The sequence below is a fragment of the Mycobacterium neglectum genome (assembly GCF_002591975.1).
In the GTDB taxonomy this organism is placed as follows: Bacteria; Actinomycetota; Actinomycetes; order Mycobacteriales; family Mycobacteriaceae; genus Mycobacterium; species Mycobacterium neglectum.
In genome coordinates this window covers 168555-187152 of sequence record NZ_NVQE01000004.1, presented here as the reverse complement: position 1 = coordinate 187152, position 18598 = coordinate 168555, and the positions used below count along the sequence as shown (strand labels likewise).

The following is an 18598-nucleotide window of genomic DNA, read 5'->3' as shown; positions in this document are numbered from 1 at the left end:
GCGATGGCTGACGTGAGGGACGACGAAGGGTTGCACCCCGGGTGGTGGACGCTGATCCTGGTGCTCTTCGTGATCGGCGCCATCTGGCTGACGCAGGCGTTGTTCACGGGTTCGTTGAAGAAGTTCGTGCCGGTCACCCTGACTTCTGACCGATCGGGCCTGGTGATGGAGAGCGACGCCAAGGTCAAGCTGCGCGGCGTTCAGGTCGGACGGGTCGCCGCGATCGAAGGCGGCACCGAGCCGGTGAAACTCAAGCTCGAGATCTACCCGGATCAGATCGAGCACATTCCGGCCAATGTCGAGGCGCAGATCCGCGCTACGACCGTGTTCGGCGCCAAGTTCGTCGACCTCGTTTATCCGAGCGATCCCAGCGCGCAGCGCCTCAAGGCCGGCCAAGTCCTGGTGTCCCGCAATGTCAGCGTCGAGGTGAACACGGTCTTCGAGAACGTGGTCGGCGTACTCGACCAGGTCGACCCGGCGAAGCTCAACAGTGTGCTCTCCGCGCTCGCCGAAGGTGTCCGCGGTAAGGGCGATCGGATCGGACAGGCGACCACCGACGCCAATCAGGTGTTCCTCGCGCTCAATCCACGCAGCGAGACCGTGCGCGCCGACTGGCAGGCCCTTCGAGACTTCAGTGATACATACAGCGTTGCGGCACAAGACATTCTCGCGACGCTCAACGCGGCCAGCACCACCAGCGTGACGGTGACCAAGCATGCGGACGCCCTGGACGCGTTGCTGCTCGGCACAATTGGGCTCTCCAACAGCGGCATCAGCCTGCTCGCGCCCAGTCAGGCCGATCTGATCAAGGCCATCAACGTGCTGGAGCCGACCACCAACCTGCTGTACAAGTACAGCCCGTCCTACACCTGTCTGCTGGTCGGCGCCAAGTACTTGCTGGACCACGGCGGGTACGAGGCGCCGGGTGGCAACGGGCGTTCGATCATCCTCGACGCGGGTCTGGCCCTCGGGGACGATCCATACAGCTACCCGCGGCACCTGCCCATCGTCGGCGCCAAGGGCGGTCCCGGGGGTAGGCCGGGCTGCGGCTCGCTACCCGTTGTCAAGGACAACTGGCCGGTGCGCCAGCTCGTCACGAACACCGGTTTCGGAACCGGAGTGGACTGGCGCCCCAACCCGGGCATCGGGTTCCCCGGTTACGTCAACTACCTGCCGACTACTCGCGCGGTGCCCGAACCGCCGAGTATCCGAAACCTGTTCGGCGGACCCGCTATCGGGCCGGTCCCGTATCCGGGTGCGCCCGCCTACGGCGCCCCGATGTACGCACCGGATGGAACGCCGTTGTGGCCGGGACTGCCGCCGGCACCTCCGCCGGGAGCCCCGCGAGATCCGGGTCCGACTCCGGGTTCGGAGCCGTTCGTGGTGCACGCGCCCGCATTCCAACAACCGACGCCGTTGCCGCCGGTTCCACTGCCGCACTTCGCAGCGCCAGGGCCATGACCGTGCACCCGCCGACCGAGAAAGGAATGCCACGATGACCGCCAGCTGGAAAAGCGCAGCCGTACGTCTCGGCATCTTCCTGGCCGTGTGTCTGGTGGGTGTGTTCGCGTTGTATGCGGTGTTCGGGCAATTGCGCTTCGGCGAGAAGTCCAATACCTACAAGGCCGAATTCCTCAATGTGACAGGGCTGGAGACCGGCGACTTCGTCCGCATCGCCGGCGTGGAGGTCGGGCAGGTCGAGCACATCTCCATCCAGCCGGATACGACTGCACTCGTCGAGTTCACCGCCGACACCTCGGTTGTGCTCACCGACGGCAATCGCGCGGTGATCCGCTACGACGATCTGATCGGCGGCCGCTACCTCTCGTTGGTCGAGGGCGCCGGCGGCACCACGAAGATCAACCCGGGCGGCACGATTCCGCTGGCCCGGACCTCGCCTGCGCTGGACCTCGACGCTCTGATCGGCGGATTCCGGCCGCTGTTCTCGGCATTGGACCCCGATCAGGTCAATGCGTTGTCCGGACAGCTGATTGCGGCCTTCGAGGGCCAGGGCGCGACCATCGGCTCATTTCTGACGCAGACCGCGGCGCTGACCAACACGCTGGCCGACCGCGATCAGTTGATCGGGGACGTCATCGTCAACCTGAACACCGTGCTCGGATCCCTCGGCGGCCAGAGTGAACAGTTCTCCAAGGCGGTCGACTCGCTGTCGGAACTGGTGAAGGGACTTGCGGCCCGCAAGACCGACATCGCCAACGGGGTCGCCTATGCGAACGCCGCCGCGGGCAGTGTCGCGGATCTGTTGGCACAGGCGAGGCCGCCGTTCGCGAAGACCATTCAGGAGACCGATCGGGCGGCGGGGATCGTGGTGGCCGACCACGACTACTTCGACAACCTGCTCAACACGCTTCCCGATGCCTATCAGGCGCTGAGCCGACAGGGTATCTACGGCGACTTCTTCTCGTTCTATCTGTGCGACATCATCCTCAAGCTCAACGGTAAGGGTGGTCAGCCGGTGTACGTGAAAATCGCTGGACAGCCGACGGGGAGGTGTGCGCCGCGATGAAGCCGTTCTCAGAGCGCAGTCCGCTCGTCATGGGCGCCATCGGCCTCGGCCTGACCGCCGTGATCGTGCTGGTCGCGCTGCAGTACGACAAGATCCCGTTCCTGAACCAGACCAAGCAGTACTCCGCCTACTTCGCCGAAGCGGGCGGACTGACAACCGGTGCGGGCGTGCAGGTTTCGGGTTTCCGGGTTGGCGAAGTCCAGTCGATCGAACTGGACGGGCCGCAGGTGCTGATCAAGTTCACCATCGACGACGACATCGCGATCGGGGACCGCACGGAGGCGGCGATCAAGACCAAGGGTCTGCTGGGCACGAAGATCCTCGAGGTCATGTCGCGTGGCGACGACCGCCTGGAGGGCACGATTCCGCGTGACCGCACGACGTCGCCGTACCAGCTGCCCGACGCGCTCGGCGAACTCGCGACGACGATCAGCGGTCTGAACACCACCCAGCTTTCCGATTCGTTGCGGGTGGTGGCGGACACGTTCTCCGAGACTCCACCCGAACTGCGGGTCGCGGTCGAGGGCGTCGCCCGATTCTCCGAGACTCTCAACGAGCGCGACGCAGAGTTGCGCGAATTGCTCACCAACGCCAACAAGTCGACGGCCGTGCTGGCCGAGCGCAGCGACCAGGTCGTCAGTCTGGTCGCCGACACCAACGCGCTGCTGGCCGAGCTGGAAAACCAAAGCGCCGCAATCGATCAGATTTCGGGCAGCATCTCGGCGCTGAGCCAGCAGCTGCAGGGGTTCATCTCCGAGAACCGCGACACGATGAAGCCGGCGATCGAGAAGCTCAACGGCGTGCTGACCGTTCTCGACAACCGCAAGGAGCGGCTGCAGAAGGGGCTGAAACTGTTGAGCTCCTACGCGATGTCGCTGGGGGAGTCCGTGTCGTCGGGGCCGTTCTTCAAGAACTACATCGCCAACATCCTGCCGGGTCAGTTCCTGCAGCCGTTCATCGATGTGGCGTTCTCCGACCTCGGGCTCGATCCCAACGTGCTGCTGCCTTCCGAGCGCACCGATCCTCAGGTCGGCACACCGGCTATGCCCGCGATGCCGGTGCCGTATCCCCGCACCGGCCAGGGCGGCGATCCGAATCTTCATCTGCCCGATGCCATTACCGGCAATCCCGGCGATCAGGGGTGCGGCCCGCCCGGGCTGCCGTTGCCCGGCCCGACCGGCTGCTACCCCTACCGCCAGCCGCTACCGGCCCCGCCGCCTGGCGGACCTCCGCCTGGGCCGCCTGCGGTGGCACCGCCGGGTCTGGGGTCCATCCCCGTCCCGACGCCGACCCCGGTGATGGTTCCCGCGCCCGGTGAGGCGCCACCGGTCTCCGGGGAGGCGGGACGATGAATCGCGTTCGCAGAAGTTGGGTCGCTGTAGGCCTCGTCGTACTGCTTGTTGCGGGCGTAGCGGTGCTGTTCCGAACCAGCGACACCATCAACCGCACCAACGTCGTCGCGTACTTCGAGAACAGCAACGGCATCTACGAGGGTGACGACGTTCGGATTCTCGGCGTGAACGTCGGGCGAATCAACAAAATCGAGCCCCAGCCCGATCGGGTCAAGATCTCGTTCTGGTACGACAGCAAGTACCAGGTGCCCGCCGACGCCGCCGCCGCGGTCCTGTCGCCGACGCTGGTGACCTCTCGTGCCATTCAGCTGACGCCGGTGTACACCGGCGGCCCCACGATGGCCGATGACGCGGTGATCCCGCGCGAGCGCACAGTGGTACCGGTCGAATGGGACACCCTGCGTCAGCAGCTCGAAAGGCTTGCCAAGGAATTGCAGCCGACGGAGCCAGGAGGGGTGAGCCCGCTGGGTTCGGCCATCAACACCGCGGCCGACAACTTGCGCGGCCAGGGTGCCAACATCCGCGACACCGTCATCAAGCTGTCCCAGGCCTTTTCGGCCCTCGGCGACAAGAGCACCGACATCTTCTCGACCATCAAGAACCTGTCGATCCTCGTTTCGGCGCTGCAGGACAGCACGACGCTGATGCGTCAGCTCAACCAGAATCTGGCGTCGGTGACCGGGCTGCTCGCCGACAGTCCCGATGAAGTCGCCAACGCCGTGCGTGACTTCAACGCGGTGGTCGGTGAGGTGCAGACCTTCGTGGCCGACAACCGCGAAACGCTGGGCACCACATCCGACAAGCTGGCCGGTGTGACGCAGGCGCTGCACGACAGTCTCGATGACGTCAAACAGTTCCTGCACGTGGCGCCCAACACGTTCCAGAACTACGTCAACGTCTATCAGCCCGCGCAGGGCGGGGCCAGCGCCATCCTGGCGGTGAACAACTTCGCCAACCCGATCAGCTTCCTCTGCGGTGCCGTGCAGGCGGCGTCGCGCCTGAACGCCGAGCAGTCGGCGAAGCTGTGCGTGCAGTACCTGGCGCCGATCATCAAGAATCGTCAGTACAACTTCCCGCCGATCGGGCAGAACCTCTTCATCGGCGCCCAGGCGCGGCCGAACGAGATCACCTACAGCGAGGAGTGGATGCGGCCCAATTACATTCCGCCGCAGCCGCCGGTCGCGCCGCCGCCCGCCGCACCCGATGGTGCGGCGCCGCCACCGCCCCCAGGGCCTCCGCTGCCCGCCGAGGCCGTGGTCGCTACGAATCCCGCTGACGGGCTGCAGGGCCTGATGGTGCCGTCTGGAGTGGGGCCGTGATGACTAGGCAACGAATTCGATTGCGCGCCACCGCGGGACTGCTGGCGATGGGCCTCGTGGTATCGGGGTGCGGTGACTGGCAGGGGCTGAACTCGGTTCCGCTGCCGGGGGTCGAGGGCCGTGGCCCCGGCGCATTCACCATTCAGGCGCAGATGCCCGACGTCGACAACATCGAACCGAACTCCCGGGTTCGGGTCGCGGATGTCACTGTCGGCAACGTGACCAAGATCGAGCGCCAGGGCTGGAACGCCCTCGTCACCATGGAGCTCAACGAGAACGTCCAGCTGCCCGCCAACGCAACGGCGAAGCTCGGACAGACCAGCTTGTTGGGTTCTCTGCACATCGAACTCGCGCCTCCAGCCGACGAGGCCCCCGAAGGCAGATTGCACGAAGGTTCGCTGATTCCGCTGAAGTCGTCGGGTAAGTTCCCGAGCACCGAGCAGACGCTGGCCGCCGTCGCGATGATCCTCAACGGTGGTGGGATCGGCCACGTTCAGGACATCACCGAGGCGTTCAGCACCGCGTGGGCCGGTCGCGAATCCGACCTCCGCAGCCTTATCGAGCAGCTCGACATCTTCATCGGCTACGTGAACGACCAAAAGGGCGACATCATCGCCGCCAACGAGAGCATCGACAACCTGGTCGGCCAATTTGCTGAGCAGAAGCCAGTGGTGGACAAGGCCTTACGCACCATCCCAGATGCCCTCGCCGTGCTGAAAGATCAGCGGAACAACCTCGCCGAAGCGCTTGTGCAGCTGGGCAAGTTCAGTGCGCTGGCCGCCGATTCGGTCGACCAGACAAAGGACGCCCTCGTTCAGGAGCTCAAGGATCTCGGCCCAACGCTCGAACAGCTGGCCAACGCGGGCCCCGCGCTCACCAGGGCGCTGAGCTTCCTGCCGACGTTCCCGTTCCCGAAAGAAACGCTGACCAACTGGATTCGGGGCGATTACGCGAATCTGTCGCTGATTGTCGACATGACGTTGAGTCGCATCGACCAAGGGTTCTTCACCGGGACACGGTACGAGTGCAACCTGACGTGGATGGAGCTGTTCTGGGGCCGCACCATCGGCCAGATGCCCAGCCCGTGCAACCACAATGTCCCGCCCCCGGGCGGCAATCCGTTGCTCGAGGCCTATCGCTGGGATCAGGGGCCGTGACATGCGACTGACTCGACAGATCGTCATCCAGCTGCTGATCTTTTCGATGCTGGCCGTGATAGCGCTGGGAATCATGGTCATCTCCTACATGCGCCTGCCCGCCCTCATGGGTGTCGGGCAGTATCGCGTCACGCTGGAGTTGCCCGAAGCCGGTGGGCTTTACCCGCGGGGAAACGTCACCTATCGCGGCACCCAGGTGGGCATCGTGAAGAGTGTCAACCTCACCGAAAACGGTGTCGCAGCTGATCTTTCGCTCGATTCCAACGTGCCGATCCCCGCTGACCTCGAAGCGGAGGTGCACAGCCAGTCCGCGGTCGGCGAGTTGTTCGTACAGCTGATCCCGCGCAGCGGCGACGGCCCGAACCTGAAAGATGGCGACGTCATCCCGCAGGACCGTGCGCGAGTGCCCATCGACGTGAACACGGTCCTGGACGCAACCAACCGCGGTCTCGCTGCGATTCCCCGTGACAACCTGCGGACCGCGGTGGACGAGGCGTACTTGGCGTTCGGTGGACTCGGGCCCGAGCTATCCCGGTTGGTCGACGGCGGGACGTCGCTGGCCATCGATGCCCGCGCGAATCTCGATCCGTTGACCGCCCTCATCGATCAGTCGAAGCCGATCCTCGATTCGCAGACCGACAGCGGCGGTGCGATCCAGGCGTGGGCGTCGAACCTTGCATCGGTCACCGATCAGCTGCAGTCGCAGGACGGTGCGGTCGCGGGCATCCTGGAGAAGGGGCCTGGCGCAACCGAAGAGGTGCGGGCACTGTTCGACAGGTTGCAGCCCACTCTGCCGATCGTCCTGGCCAACCTGGCGAGCATCGGCGAAGTCGCCGTCACCTATCAGCCGAGCCTCGAACAGCTCCTGGTGCTCTTCCCGCAAGGCACTGCGACGACCCAGGCGATCGGTGTCGCCAAGGCGAACACCAAGCAGGACTACATGGGCGACTATCTGACGCTGAACCTCAATCTGAACCTGCCACCGCCGTGTACGACCGGGTTCCTTCCGACTCAGCAGCAGCGGGTGCCCGCGCTTCAGGACTATCCGGACCGGCCGGCGGGCGACGTGTACTGCCGCGTCCCGCAGGATTCGCCGTTCAACGTGCGCGGTGCGCGCAACCTGCCGTGCGTGACCGTGCCTGGCAAACGCGCCCCCACCGTGAAGATGTGTGAGAGCGACGAGACCTACGTTCCGCTCAACGACGGCTACAACTGGAAGGGCGACCCCAGCGCCACCCTGTCTGGACAGCCGATTCCCCAGTTGCCACCGGGAGAAGTCGCTCCTCCGCCGGGCGCGGCGCCGCCACCGATAGCGGCCGCTGAATATGATCCGGCGACAGGCACGTACGTTGGACCGGACGGACGCGTCTACACGCAGTCCAATCTGGCCCGAAGCGCGGTAGAGGAGCAAACATGGCAGACGATGCTGCTGCCCCCGACGGGGAACTGAACGAGTCTTCGGCCGCTGAAGAGAAATCCGACGGCGCCGAGCCCGAATCAGCCGCGCAGGAGGCCAGCACCGCGTCGGAAACCAAAGCCGCCGACGAGTCTGACGACGAGACGGTGGATGATGCCGCCGACGAGTCTGTCGACGAGGCGGTGGATGATGCTGCGGCGTCTCCGAAGCCGCGGATGTCGCACGTTCGACTGGCTCTGATCGCCGGGCTGGTGGCGGTGGTGGCGCTCGCCGGGCTCACCGGGTGGACGGGCTACCGCGCCTACGACTCCTACCAGGGCGAGAAGCAGCGCCAGCTGTTCCTGCAAGTCGGCAGGCAAGGCGCGCTGAATCTGACGACCATCAACTGGGAGCACGCCGAGGCGGACGTGCAGCGCGTCCTCGACTCGGCGACGGGACAGTTTTACGACGACTTCCAGAATCGTGCGGCGCCTTTCATCGAGGTCGTGAAGCAGGCGCAGTCGAAATCGGAGGGTTCGATCGCCGAAGCGGGGTTGGAATCGGCATCCAGTGAAGAGGCGCAGGTGCTCGTCGCGGTGACCGTGAGCACGTCGAATGTCGGTGCACCCCAACAGGAGCCGCGGGCCTGGCGAATGCGGCTGACAGTGACAAAGGTTGGTGACGAGGCGAAGGTGTCCAACGTGGAGTTCGTGCCGTGAGCAACAGACACAGATTACCCAAGGGCCTGCCCGACAGCGGGAATGAAACCCCGGAGTCGACGGATGCCACCGAATCGTCCGAGACCACCGATGCCGCGGTGACTGACACTGCGGTGACTGAAACTGCGGAGGCCGAGCCTGCGGAGGCCGAGGCTGCAGAAGCCGAGCCTGCGGAGCCCGAAGCAACCGAGCCCGACACTGCGGAATACCCGGAGGATTCAACGGAATCCGCCGAGGCCCCCGAGGTCACCGAGGCTACGAAGCGGAAGGCCGATTGGCCACGCGTTCTCGCCTACGGCGTGCTGCCCGGGCTCGCGCTGCTGCTCGCATTGGGGGCGGGCTTCGCTAGGTGGGAGTACGTCGCAAGTGACTATGGTGCGCTGCCGCCCGTTGCGTCGGAGCAGAACCCTTCTCCGGCAATGGATTCGATTGCCGCGGCCAAGGAAAGCACCATCCAGATGTTGTCGTACAAGCCGGACACCGTCGAGCAGCAACTCAACGGCGCTCGCGACCTGCTGACCGGTGAGTTCCGTGATTCGTACACATCGCTGATCAACGATGTCGTGATTCCGGGCGCGAAGCAGCAGCAGATCTCCGCCGTAGCGTCGGTTCCGGCCGCGGCGTCGGTATCGGCTGATCCGACGCATGCCGTGGTGCTGGTCTTCGTCAACCAAACCGTGGTAGTCGGCCAGGATCCCCCGTCAGACACCGCGTCCAGCGTTCGCGTGACGATGGAGAAGGTGGATGGCCGCTGGCTGATTTCGGAGTTCGAACCCGTCTGATGCTCGAGCCCGACACGATCGACGTCGCGACGCCGGCAGTGCAGCTTCGGGCTCTGTCGTGGGGTCCGGTAGATGCGCCGATCGCATTGTGCCTGCACGGTTTCCCGGACACCGCCCACGGGTGGCGCAAGGTTGCGCCGTTGCTCGTGGCCGCGGGTTGGCGGGTGGTAGCGCCGTTCAATCGGGGATATGCGCCGTCGTTGCTGCCTTCGGACGGCAGCTTCCATATCGGTGCGCTGATGTACGACGCGTTGAAGGTTCTCGATGCGGCCGGGCCGACAGGTCGTGATGTGATCATCGGTCACGACTGGGGCGCGATGGCAGCGGCGGGGCTGGCGGCGATGCCGGACAGTCCGTTCGAGAGGGCGGTGATCATGTCCGTTCCGCCGAGCGCCTCGTTCCGTCCGCCCGGTGGCCGGGTTGCCGATGCCGGCCGCCTGGTTGCGACATTGCCGGCGCAGCTGCTGCGGAGCTGGTACATCCTCTACTTCCAGTTGCCTTGGCTGCCAGAACATTCCACCGAATGGATCGTGCCCCGGCTGTGGCGGAAATGGTCACCCGGATATCAAGCCGACGAGGATGTGCGGCACGTCGAGGCAGCTATCGGGGCGCCCGAGCGCTGGCGCGCCGCACTGGGCTACTACCGCACCGTGGCGCGCAGCACGAAGGCGCCTGCACCGTACACCGAGCTGCACGAACACTGGCTGGCTCCGCCGCAGATCCCCACGCTCTATCTGCACGGTCGCGACGACGGCTGCGCCACACCGGATTATGCGCACTGGGTCGAGAAGATACTGCCGGACAGTAGTGAGGTCGCGATCGTCGAAGATGCCGGGCACTTCCTTCAGCTGGAGCAGCCTGACGTCGTCGCCCGCCAAATCGCCGACTTCGTGGGGCCCGCGCGCTAATCCTTCTTCAGCCCGGAACGGTTGCGGCGGCGCTAGCCTGGATGCATGACGGTCCGCCGGAGTCGCCCCGGCGGCGACATCAAGCAGCGACTGTCTGCCGTGGATGCGCAGACGTACTGGATGTCGGCGAAGATCCCCAACGACACCGTGCTGCTGTACGGGTTCTCCGGCGGGCCCGCCGACCCGGATGCGGCGCTCGAGGAAATCGCCGAGCGGGCCCGCGGCTGTCCCGATCTGACGATGTGTATCCAGGATGGCGGACGTCTCACTTATCCCACGTGGGTGCATCGCGACGTCGACCGGTCGCTGTTCGTGGTGCACGACACCGAGGACCGCACCTTCCAGGCGTGCCTCGACGAGGCGAGTGCCCTGACCGCCGATCGTCTTGATGCGCGGGTGGCGGCGTGGCGGATGCACGTGTTCACCGACATCGAGGGCGTACCCGGTGCGGTGGGCCCGGGCACGGTGGCGGTTCTGCAGATTTCGCACGCGCTCGGTGGTGGTGGGCGCACGTCGGCGCCCGCTGCGATCATGTTCGGTCGGCGCGTTGGCGGCGCGCCTGGAATCGACGCCCCGCGCACCCGGCCCTTCGATTTGCCGATCGTTGGCTTTCGGGCAGCACGGGCGCATCGCCAGCTGGTCGAAGATACCGAGGCAGGACGGGTTCCGCCGCCTGCTGATCTGCGTCCGGTGTTGCGGACCAATGCACGACCTGCGGGACCGCGACGTCTGCGGACCTTAGATCGGCGGCGTTCGGACATGTCTGGTTCCACTGTGACGGTCGCGGCCCTGTCCGCGGTTTCGGTTGCGCTCGCTGAGCATCTGCGAAGCCTCGGCGAGGATCCGTCACACCTGGGTGCTGAGGTGCCGATGGCGAAACCGCCACCGCGCTTGGCGTACAACCACTTCGGGAATGTCGGTGTCGGTCTTCACCCGGAGCTCGCCGAGCCGGAACGTCTCGAGCGAATCGCCGCCGACCTCGACGCTCGCCGGCGACGCGCGGCGCATCCTGCCGTTCGCATGGCGGACCTGGCGTTCGCCGCTACGCCGGCGCCGTTGTTGCGGTGGGGCATGGACCGGTTCGATCCCGATGTAAGGGTTTCGAAGGTCACGGGCAACGCGGTGGTGTCGAGTGTGAATTGCGGTGCGAAGGATTTTCATTTCGGTGGTGCACCAGTGACTGTGGCATGCGCGTTTCCCGGTCTGTCGCCGATGATGGGGTTGACGCATGCCGTGTGTGGGGTCGGCGACACGATCTCCGTCAGCGTGCACGCAGCCGAGTCGGCCATCGGCGATATCGATGCCTATGTCGAACGATTGGAAGCTGCTCTCTAACAGTGCTATTCGCCTGCATGTATCGGGAGAACTGACGGTTGACGGCCGTCAGAACGGCGGCGGATCGTGGTCGCCCACCGATCGCGGCCTGGATCCGAAATAGGTTTCGCTGCAGGTATTCCCGGGATCCTCGCGTTGTTGGCGCGCGCGTTCTTCTGCGTCGGCCTGCAGGGCTCGTTCGTTGTGTCGGCGTTCGTTGTCGATGGCTTTGGTGCGGTTCTGGGTTCGCGTTGCTGTGCGGCGGGGCATCGCCAGCGCGCGAGCGCGGCTGTCGGCGCTCGATGGGGTTGAGTCCCGCGTCGTCACGGGTGCGGTGGGTCGGCACAGGGTGGGGAACAGGAGTCGGCTGCCCGGATGGGTGGTGTAGGTCTGCCCGTGTGGGGAGGTCCAGGTGATGGTGCCGTCGGGTGATTGGTGGTCGTGCCAGCCGCCGAACGTTTTGAGTAGGTGATGTTTTCGGCATAAACATTTGAGGTTGGATGCTTGAGTCGGGCCCGTGGGGTAGGCGATGGTGTGGTCGATGTCGCAATGGTGGGCGGGTTCGTCGCAGCCCGGGAAGCGACACGTCATGTCGCGGCACCGGATGAAGGTGGCCAGTACCGCGGTGGGGAGGTAGCGCGGCTGCGGCGGCGCATCGCCAGGATGAACGATCGGCATAATTTTGGCGGTGCCGGCGATCTTGGCGGCCAATAACGGGGCGGGCAGCAGGCCGCCGCCCATCAGTGCCGCCGGCGCGGTGGCTGCCGGGCCGGTCGGTGGTTCGGGGGTGACGGGTTCGCCCGGCCGCGGTCGACGGGGTTCTTGACCGTCGAGTCGGGCCGCGGTGTCATCGGTCAGGGAGTCTTCGTGGGTGATGACGTGGACGACCACCGTGCTGGGCTGCTCGTCGGCGGCCGGGCACTGCGGATCTTGACATTGGCAGGCGAGGCGGTCGGCGCCGTGTCCGATGGCACCCAGGGCATCAGCGCGACGCTGATCCATGGTTCTGGGATCACCCCCGCACACCGCGTCAGCGATGGCCTGCAGCCGTTGGTCGAGGGCGTCGGCGTCGGTGGCCAACAGCCGGGCCTCGATGTCGGCGGTCCCCGACCCGTCCTCGGGTTTGCGGACATCGGCAAAGCGCCCACGCGCGGTGTATTCGGTGCGGCGTACCGCGGCCGGGTCGTAGCGGTCGACCCAGTAGTCGATCTCGGTCTGGGTCTTGTCCACCGACAACGACGCCCAGCCCGCGACGTGGGCGGCGATCTCGGTATCCACCTTCCCCAGCGCATCGGTGTCTTTGATCAGCCGGGTCCGGGAGACGACCGCGGCCACCATCCGGTAGGTGATCGCCCCGGCAGCGAACACCTCGGCCACCCGCGGCAGCCGGTGGCGCAGCGCGTCGGCGATCAACAATTGATGGGCGGCCACCCCCAACGACACATTCTGTGCGGCGGCCACCGAGGCGGCCACGGCGTCCCAGTTGTCCAGGCACCACTGCTCGCGCTCAAGAGAGCCGTCGGCGGCCAGCATCGCCTCGAGTTCATCGGCCATCGCCGACAGCCGCCGTGCGCAGGCAGCGTTTTCCACCCGCGCCCACGCCCCCACCGCAGCCGAAGCCCGGCTGGTGAGGGCGGTGGCGACGAGGTGATCGAACATGCCTCCACGCTAACCACACCCCCGACACAAAACCCCAGCTCACACCCAACCTGTGGATGAAAACCCGATTGGGGATAACTCTTCGGCCAGAGCTCACGGGCGCAGCGAAGCGATCCCGATGTCGATAGCCGCCTCGAGGTAACTGAGGTCGCCGGTGGCCAACATGATGCCGACGCCGCCCTGGATCCCGGCGAGCAGAGCGGCGGCGACCCGGTCGGCGTTGAGTTCGTTCGACACCTTGCCATCGGCCTGCATGTGTCGCACACCAGCGGTGATCTCGTCATGCCACTGCCGCATCAGCGCCGACGTCACCGCCTGCGCGCCTGGCGTCGTGCGCCCGATCTCCGACATCAACACCGACAGCGAGCAGTTCTGCCCCTGCCGCCTATAGCGGTCCACCACCGCGTCACGCCACCGTTGCCACGCCGCCCAGGACGTCAGCTCCCCGAGGTAGGGCTGCTGGTCGTCGAGAACCTGCTGCGCCTCGTGCGCGGCGACGGCCAGCAGTAGCTGCTCCTTGCCGTCCGGGAAGTAATGGAACAGCTGGCTCTTCGAGGTCTCGGTCCGCGCCATGATGTCTTCGAGGGTCGCCACCGCGACGCCTTGTTCACGAATTTCGGCGGCGGCGCCCTCGATGATCCGCTGCCGGGTCGCACGTCCTTTGGCCGTCAGTTTCTGGACTTGCGAGTCCATTTTGAGAAGCGAACCATGTGGACTCATGAGTCAAAACAGTACGCGGCTCGCGGGCCGCACAGCATTGGTCACGGGATCCACCGGCGGTCTGGGCGTCGCCATCGCCGCCGCATTCGCCGACGAGGGAGCGTTCGTAATCGTCAGCGGCCGTGACAAACAACGCGGGGACGCCGTCGTTGCAGACATCCGTTCTAAGGGAGGCCAGGCCGACTTCGTCGCCGCTGACATCGGCGCAGGCGAAGCCGAAGTGCGCCGTCTCGCCGAACAAGCCACGGCCGCCGCAGGTGGCCACCTCGACATCCTGGTGAACAACGCCGCGTTGCTGATGATGCCGAAGGCCACGGCCGAGATCGACGAGCGCGAGCTGCAGGAAGGTTTCGCGGTAAACGTGTTCGCGCCGTTCCTGCTGACCGGCCTGCTGGCACCCCCCATGGCCGAGCGCGGTCACGGCGCAGTCGTCAACATCGGATCCAATACCGGTCTGCGCGGAAGCGCGGGTTCGGCCGTCTACTCCGGAAACAAGGCGATCCTTCATTCGTTCACCAAGTCCTGGGCCGACGAGTACGGACCTGCGGGTGTCCGCGTCAACGCGGTGGCACCGGGACCCATCTCGACAGAACGTGCCAAAGAGTTCGCCGAGCACGTCGGCCCGATGCTCGCGCGGATTCCCTCAAGACGGATGACAACGCCGGAAGAAGTCGCCGCGAGCGTGGCTTTTCTGGCCAGCGACGACGCCGCCAACATCCACGGAGCCATCCTGAGTGTGGATGGGGGCTGGGCAGCGGTTTAACACATGGCCTAGATTTTGTTGCATGACTGCATACGACTCCGCTGCTGACATAGGCCTGCTGATCCTGCGTGTCGTGCTCGGTCTCACGATGGCCGCGCATGGCTACAACAAGTTCTTCGGCAAGGGCGGGTTGAAGGGCACGGCCGGTTGGTTCGACAGCATGGGCATGAAGCCCGGCATTTTCCACGCCCGGATCGCCGCGACCACCGAGATGTCAGCGGGTATTGGTCTGGCCGTCGGCCTGCTCACCCCGATCCCCGCTGCGGGCTTCGTCGCACTGATGCTGGTCGCCGCGTGGACGGTGCACCGGCCCAACGGCTTCTTCATCGTCAAGGAGGGCTGGGAGTACAACCTGGTGCTGGCGGCGTCGGCGGTCGGCATCGCGACGATAGGGGCGGGGAAGTACAGCCTCGACTACCTGTTGTTCCGGACCTCGGCGCTGTACGACTTCCTGCACGGCTGGTGGGGTTTGGTCATCTCGCTCGGTCTCGGTCTGGCCGGCGGCATCGGTCAGCTCGCCATCTTCTACCGGCCGCCCGCCAAGGCTGACGCTTAAGCCAGCCCGAGCAACAAGTCCGCAAGGACCTGCGGTTGCGACAGCATCGGCGAATGTCCACCGGGCAGTTCGATGAGCTCGGCGTCGAGCCGCTCACGAACGGCTTTGACAGACCACTCGGGCCGCAGCATCCGATCGTCGCTGCACACGACGTACGTCGTCGGCAGCCGTGGGTGTTCGATCAGTGAGAACGGAAACATCGCCGGATTGACCGACTGTGGCCGAAGGCGATCCAGCGCAGCCTGCGCGGTCTGTTCGTCGCAGTCGTAGTAGAAGAGGTCGCGTGCGATGTCACGGTCTGTCCACCGCTGACACATCTGATCGTCGAGTGTGCTCAGTCCCCGTTCGTAGGCGGGGTTGAGCATCTCCGGTTTATCGGCCAGCTGTTCGGCCAGGCTGCGGCCGACGTCGGGGATCATCGCGCACAGATACACGAGATGCCGCAGCGGTCGGCGGGCGGCGACCAGGGGAATCGTATTTCCAGCGTAGGAGTGTCCGACCAGCACAACATCGTCGTCACAGTCATCCAGTGCCGCACACACGATGTCGGAATAGGTATCGAACGTCGCGGAGCTGTCCTCGAGAGGCAGCTCCATGGTCACCACTCCATGCCCGGCTTGCTGCAGTGGCGGTGTCAGTTGCTCCCAACACCATGCGCCGTGATACCCGCCGTGAACCAGTGCGAACGTGGTCATGCAGTGAGCCTAGGGGCCGGCGAGTCCGACGAACTGATTCCGCAGACCTAGAACACGTTCTAGTCTTGCGGCCATGGGATTCCTCAAGCCCGACATGCCCGTCGTCGACTTCGCCGAGTGGAGCAAGGGTTCGCGCTCCGAGATGATCCGGCCCATGGCACGGCACTGGGCCGAGGTGGGCTTCGGCACACCGGTGGTAATGCACCTGTTCTACGTCTTCAAGATCCTGCTCTACATCCTCGGCGGCTGGCTGTTCGCCTTGGCCACTACGGGCGTGGACGGGTTCACCAACGTTGCGCAGTGGTGGACCGAACCCATCGTGTTTCAGAAGGTCGTGCTCTACACCATGCTGTTCGAGGTCATCGGCCTCGGCTGTGGGTTCGGCCCGCTGAACAATCGGTTCTTCCCGCCATTGGGATCGATTCTGTACTGGTTGCGGCCCAACACCATTCGGCTGCCACCGTGGCCGAATCGGATACCGCTGACCAGGGGTGACGCGCGCACACCGCTCGACGTCGTGCTGTACGGAGCCCTGCTGGTGGTCCTCGTCGTGGCATTGTTCTCCAACGGCACCGGTCCGGTCCCTGCGCTCGGCACGACCATCGGCGTACTGCCGATGTGGCAGATCTGGACCATTCTCGGCCTCCTGGCCGCGGCGGGTCTACGCGACAAGGTGATCTTCCTGGCCGCCCGCGGTGAGGTGTACGCATCCTTCACGGTGGCCTTCCTGTTCGTCGGCTACGGAGTCGACATGATCATCGCCGCGAAGTTGGTGTGCGTGGCGATCTGGATGGGTGCTGCGACGTCAAAACTCAACAAGCACTTCCCATTCGTGATCTCGACGATGATGTCGAACAATCCGTTGATCCGGACAAAGTGGCTCAAGCGACGGTTCTTCGAGAAGTTTCCCGACGATCTGCGGCCCGGCCCGGTGTCGCGGTTCATCGCACATTTCAGCACCGCGATCGAGATGCTGGTGCCGTTGGCGCTGTTGTTCTCACATGGCGGCTGGCCTACCTACATCGCCGCCTTCGTCATGCTGTGCTTCCACTTCGGCATCCTGTCGGCGATCCCCATGGGAGTGCCGCTGGAATGGAACGTGTTCATGATGTTCTGTGTGGTAACGCTTTTCGTCGGCCACGCCGAAGTGGGCCTCGTGATATGGCCACGCCGCTGCCCGTCCTGCTGTTCGCCCTACTGGCCACCATCGTGGTGCTCGGCAACCTGTTCCCGCGTAAGATCTCGTTCCTTCCTGGCATGCGGTACTACGCGGGAAACTGGGACACCACGTGGTGGTGCATCAAGCCGTCGGCCAACGAGAAGATCGAGCGTGGGCTCGTCGCCATCGCGAGCATGCCGGCTTCTCAGCTCGAGAAGGTCTACGGCAGTCCGGAACAAGCGATGATCTACCTGTACAAGGGATATGCCTTCCGCGGCTTCAACTCTCATGGCAAGGCCCTGCTGACGTTGGTGCACAACGCACTGGCCGGCCGCAATCAGGACGAGTATGTGATCACCGAAGGTGAGCGGCTCTGCAGCACCGCAGTCGGCTGGAATTTCGGCGACGGTCATATGCACAACGAGCAGCTGATCGCCGCGATGCAGAAGCGGTGCAACTTCGAACCCGGCGAGGTGCGCGTCATCCTTCTCGACGCGCAACCTTTCCACCGCCAGCGGCAGGAATACCGGTTGGTCGACGCGGCGACGGGGGAGTTCGAGCGAGGCTACGTGAACGTCTCCGACATGGTGACGGGGCAGCCGTGGAGCGACGACATACCCATCCACGTGACGTGGTCGGAGACGGACTCTAGCCCATCACATCCCTGACTTTGACGTCCTCGAGCCCCTCCAACATCAAATTGCGCGCCACGTCGAGATGCTTGCGCCAATGAGCTTCGGCCGCCGCGCCGTCGCCGGCGCGCAGCAGCTGCATCAAGCGCCGGTAGGACCGCATGAGCTTGTCGAAGTCCGCCTTCGACACCGGACGGCCTTCCTTGAAGGCGAATGCGGTGTGCCGCACGGTGATCTCGTGCAGCATGCCTGCGATGATCGTCAGCGTCGTGTTGCCCGACAGCTCGACGAGCCGTTGGTGGAAGTCGCCCGTCGTCTCAGCTAGCCGACCCGACTCCCACCCGCCGGGAACGTGGTCGGCCAGCATCCCGTCCAGCTCGTCGAACGCCTCCTGCGTGCCGGACTCGGCGAGAAGCCGGGCGGCCATGGGTTCGATGCCCGACCGAGCCGTGAGCAGGTCCGCGATCGTGGCGCCCGACAGTTCGAGCAGCAGACCCGCGGGACGTGCCACGATCTCGGGACCGGGCACTCGGACGCGGGCGCCAGTGCGCGAGCCGCGGCGAACCTCGACGAGCCGCTCGGATTCCAGCACACGGACGGCTTCGCGCAACGTCGGCCTGCTGACCCCGAAATGGGTCATCAGCTCTGCTTCGTTGGGCAGGAAGTCACCATCTTTGAGCTGGCCGTCGACCACCATGCGCCGCAACGTCCCGGCGACGAGCTCGGCGGTCTTCGGCGATCGAACTGCCGTACCCCCGCCTACCCCGTCCGGGCCGATCATCGGCGCCAGCGGTCCACTACGAGCCACTCCAACTCCCACATATAGCTGCTGGCCGATGTGCCAGCTATACAACTCAGTAAACCATGTGGAACATTGGGGACCGCGCGGATCGCGCCAGAATCGCAGCTGGGGCCAGCCTACCAACCAGTAGGTTGACCT

General features: G+C 65.2%; 16 protein-coding genes and 1 pseudogene. 13 read left to right on the top strand and 4 right to left on the bottom strand.

Annotation, left to right across the window (positions count from 1 at the left end):
- Positions 1–3: 3 nt before the first annotated feature.
- Genes CSQ99_RS05435 through CSQ99_RS05390 form a run of 10 tightly spaced genes read left to right on the top strand, consistent with a single transcriptional unit; the run spans position 4 to position 11495 of the window.
- Positions 4–1461, top strand: a complete 1458-nt coding sequence (locus tag CSQ99_RS05435; RefSeq protein ID WP_099038028.1) for an MCE family protein — start codon at positions 4–6, stop codon at positions 1459–1461.
- A gap of 34 nt (positions 1462–1495) precedes the next feature.
- Positions 1496–2527 (top strand): virulence factor Mce family protein, encoded by a 1032-nt coding sequence (locus CSQ99_RS05430; RefSeq protein WP_099038027.1) that lies wholly within the window; start codon positions 1496–1498, stop codon positions 2525–2527.
- Entirely contained in the window at positions 2524–3879 is a 1356-nt protein-coding gene (locus CSQ99_RS05425) for an MCE family protein (protein ID WP_099038100.1), read from the top strand. The genes CSQ99_RS05430 and CSQ99_RS05425 overlap by 4 nt, the downstream gene beginning before the upstream one ends.
- The gene (locus tag CSQ99_RS05420; protein WP_099038026.1) at positions 3876–5198 is read left to right on the top strand and encodes a virulence factor Mce family protein; all 1323 of its coding nucleotides are present in this window, start codon (positions 3876–3878) and stop codon (positions 5196–5198) included. The genes CSQ99_RS05425 and CSQ99_RS05420 overlap by 4 nt, the downstream gene beginning before the upstream one ends.
- Complete coding sequence (locus tag CSQ99_RS05415; protein WP_099038025.1) at positions 5198–6355, top strand: virulence factor Mce family protein; 1158 nt, start codon at positions 5198–5200, stop codon at positions 6353–6355. Before CSQ99_RS05420 ends, CSQ99_RS05415 begins: the two co-directional genes overlap by 1 nt.
- Position 6356: 1 nt before the next feature.
- Positions 6357–7805 carry an MCE family protein gene (locus CSQ99_RS05410; protein ID WP_099038024.1) on the top strand — a complete coding sequence of 483 codons (1449 nt, stop codon included), beginning with the start codon at positions 6357–6359 and terminating at the stop codon, positions 7803–7805.
- Entirely contained in the window at positions 7769–8470 is a 702-nt protein-coding gene (locus CSQ99_RS05405) for an Mce protein (protein WP_099038023.1), read from the top strand. Before CSQ99_RS05410 ends, CSQ99_RS05405 begins: the two co-directional genes overlap by 37 nt.
- Positions 8467–9252 (top strand): hypothetical protein, encoded by a 786-nt coding sequence (locus CSQ99_RS05400; RefSeq protein WP_099038022.1) that lies wholly within the window; start codon positions 8467–8469, stop codon positions 9250–9252. Before CSQ99_RS05405 ends, CSQ99_RS05400 begins: the two co-directional genes overlap by 4 nt.
- Positions 9252–10160 carry an alpha/beta fold hydrolase gene (locus CSQ99_RS05395; RefSeq protein WP_099038021.1) on the top strand — a complete coding sequence of 303 codons (909 nt, stop codon included), beginning with the start codon at positions 9252–9254 and terminating at the stop codon, positions 10158–10160. Before CSQ99_RS05400 ends, CSQ99_RS05395 begins: the two co-directional genes overlap by 1 nt.
- Before the next feature lie 45 nt (positions 10161–10205).
- Positions 10206–11495 (top strand): WS/DGAT domain-containing protein, encoded by a 1290-nt coding sequence (locus CSQ99_RS05390; RefSeq protein WP_099038020.1) that lies wholly within the window; start codon positions 10206–10208, stop codon positions 11493–11495.
- A gap of 48 nt (positions 11496–11543) precedes the next feature.
- Here CSQ99_RS05390 and CSQ99_RS05385 read toward each other — a convergent pair whose 3' ends face one another.
- Together CSQ99_RS05385 and CSQ99_RS05380 are read right to left on the bottom strand one after the other, a co-directional pair.
- Complete coding sequence (locus tag CSQ99_RS05385; RefSeq protein WP_099038019.1) at positions 11544–13133, bottom strand: HNH endonuclease signature motif containing protein; 1590 nt, start codon at positions 13131–13133, stop codon at positions 11544–11546.
- A gap of 93 nt (positions 13134–13226) precedes the next feature.
- The gene (locus CSQ99_RS05380; RefSeq protein WP_099038018.1) at positions 13227–13826 is read right to left on the bottom strand and encodes a TetR/AcrR family transcriptional regulator; all 600 of its coding nucleotides are present in this window, start codon (positions 13824–13826) and stop codon (positions 13227–13229) included.
- Between the two features lie 25 nt (positions 13827–13851).
- Between CSQ99_RS05380 and CSQ99_RS05375 the strand changes: the two genes are divergently transcribed.
- Entirely contained in the window at positions 13852–14616 is a 765-nt protein-coding gene (locus CSQ99_RS05375) for an SDR family NAD(P)-dependent oxidoreductase (RefSeq protein ID WP_099038017.1), read from the top strand.
- 22 nt (positions 14617–14638) lie between these two features.
- Positions 14639–15172, top strand: coding sequence for a DoxX family protein (locus CSQ99_RS05370; protein WP_099038016.1), 534 nt, complete (start codon positions 14639–14641; stop codon positions 15170–15172).
- Here the strand turns inward: CSQ99_RS05370 and CSQ99_RS05365 are convergent.
- On the bottom strand, positions 15169–15867 hold the full coding sequence (locus CSQ99_RS05365; protein ID WP_099038015.1) for an alpha/beta fold hydrolase: 699 nt from the start codon (positions 15865–15867) through the stop codon (positions 15169–15171). The two genes, CSQ99_RS05370 and CSQ99_RS05365, sit on opposite strands and share 4 nt — an antisense overlap.
- 73 nt (positions 15868–15940) lie before the next feature.
- Here CSQ99_RS05365 and CSQ99_RS05360 point away from each other — a divergent pair.
- Positions 15941–17694 (top strand): annotated as a pseudogene (locus tag CSQ99_RS05360) (DUF3556 domain-containing protein).
- Here the strand turns inward: CSQ99_RS05360 and CSQ99_RS05355 are convergent.
- Positions 17675–18466: a FadR/GntR family transcriptional regulator gene (locus CSQ99_RS05355; RefSeq protein ID WP_099038014.1), complete on the bottom strand. Its 792-nt coding sequence runs from the start codon at positions 18464–18466 to the stop codon at positions 17675–17677. The pseudogene CSQ99_RS05360 and the gene CSQ99_RS05355 sit on opposite strands and share 20 nt — an antisense overlap.
- Positions 18467–18598 lie beyond the last annotated feature (132 nt).

Excerpts from the sequence above, each read along its gene's own strand:
- CSQ99_RS05395 (WP_099038021.1), top strand. The coding sequence starts at position 9,252 with ATGCTCGAGCCCGACACGATCGACGTCGCGACGCCGGCAGTGCAGCTT.
- CSQ99_RS05385 (WP_099038019.1), bottom strand. The coding sequence starts at position 13,133 with ATGTTCGATCACCTCGTCGCCACCGCCCTCACCAGCCGGGCTTCGGCT.
- CSQ99_RS05405 (WP_099038023.1), top strand. The coding sequence starts at position 7,769 with ATGGCAGACGATGCTGCTGCCCCCGACGGGGAACTGAACGAGTCTTCG.
- CSQ99_RS05390 (WP_099038020.1), top strand. The coding sequence starts at position 10,206 with ATGACGGTCCGCCGGAGTCGCCCCGGCGGCGACATCAAGCAGCGACTG.
- CSQ99_RS05410 (WP_099038024.1), top strand. The coding sequence starts at position 6,357 with ATGCGACTGACTCGACAGATCGTCATCCAGCTGCTGATCTTTTCGATG.
- CSQ99_RS05435 (WP_099038028.1), top strand. The coding sequence starts at position 4 with ATGGCTGACGTGAGGGACGACGAAGGGTTGCACCCCGGGTGGTGGACG.
- CSQ99_RS05380 (WP_099038018.1), bottom strand. The coding sequence starts at position 13,826 with ATGGACTCGCAAGTCCAGAAACTGACGGCCAAAGGACGTGCGACCCGG.
- CSQ99_RS05370 (WP_099038016.1), top strand. The coding sequence starts at position 14,639 with ATGACTGCATACGACTCCGCTGCTGACATAGGCCTGCTGATCCTGCGT.
- CSQ99_RS05415 (WP_099038025.1), top strand. The coding sequence starts at position 5,198 with ATGACTAGGCAACGAATTCGATTGCGCGCCACCGCGGGACTGCTGGCG.
- CSQ99_RS05365 (WP_099038015.1), bottom strand. The coding sequence starts at position 15,867 with ATGACCACGTTCGCACTGGTTCACGGCGGGTATCACGGCGCATGGTGT.
- CSQ99_RS05430 (WP_099038027.1), top strand. The coding sequence starts at position 1,496 with ATGACCGCCAGCTGGAAAAGCGCAGCCGTACGTCTCGGCATCTTCCTG.
- CSQ99_RS05375 (WP_099038017.1), top strand. The coding sequence starts at position 13,852 with ATGAGTCAAAACAGTACGCGGCTCGCGGGCCGCACAGCATTGGTCACG.
- CSQ99_RS05425 (WP_099038100.1), top strand. The coding sequence starts at position 2,524 with ATGAAGCCGTTCTCAGAGCGCAGTCCGCTCGTCATGGGCGCCATCGGC.
- CSQ99_RS05420 (WP_099038026.1), top strand. The coding sequence starts at position 3,876 with ATGAATCGCGTTCGCAGAAGTTGGGTCGCTGTAGGCCTCGTCGTACTG.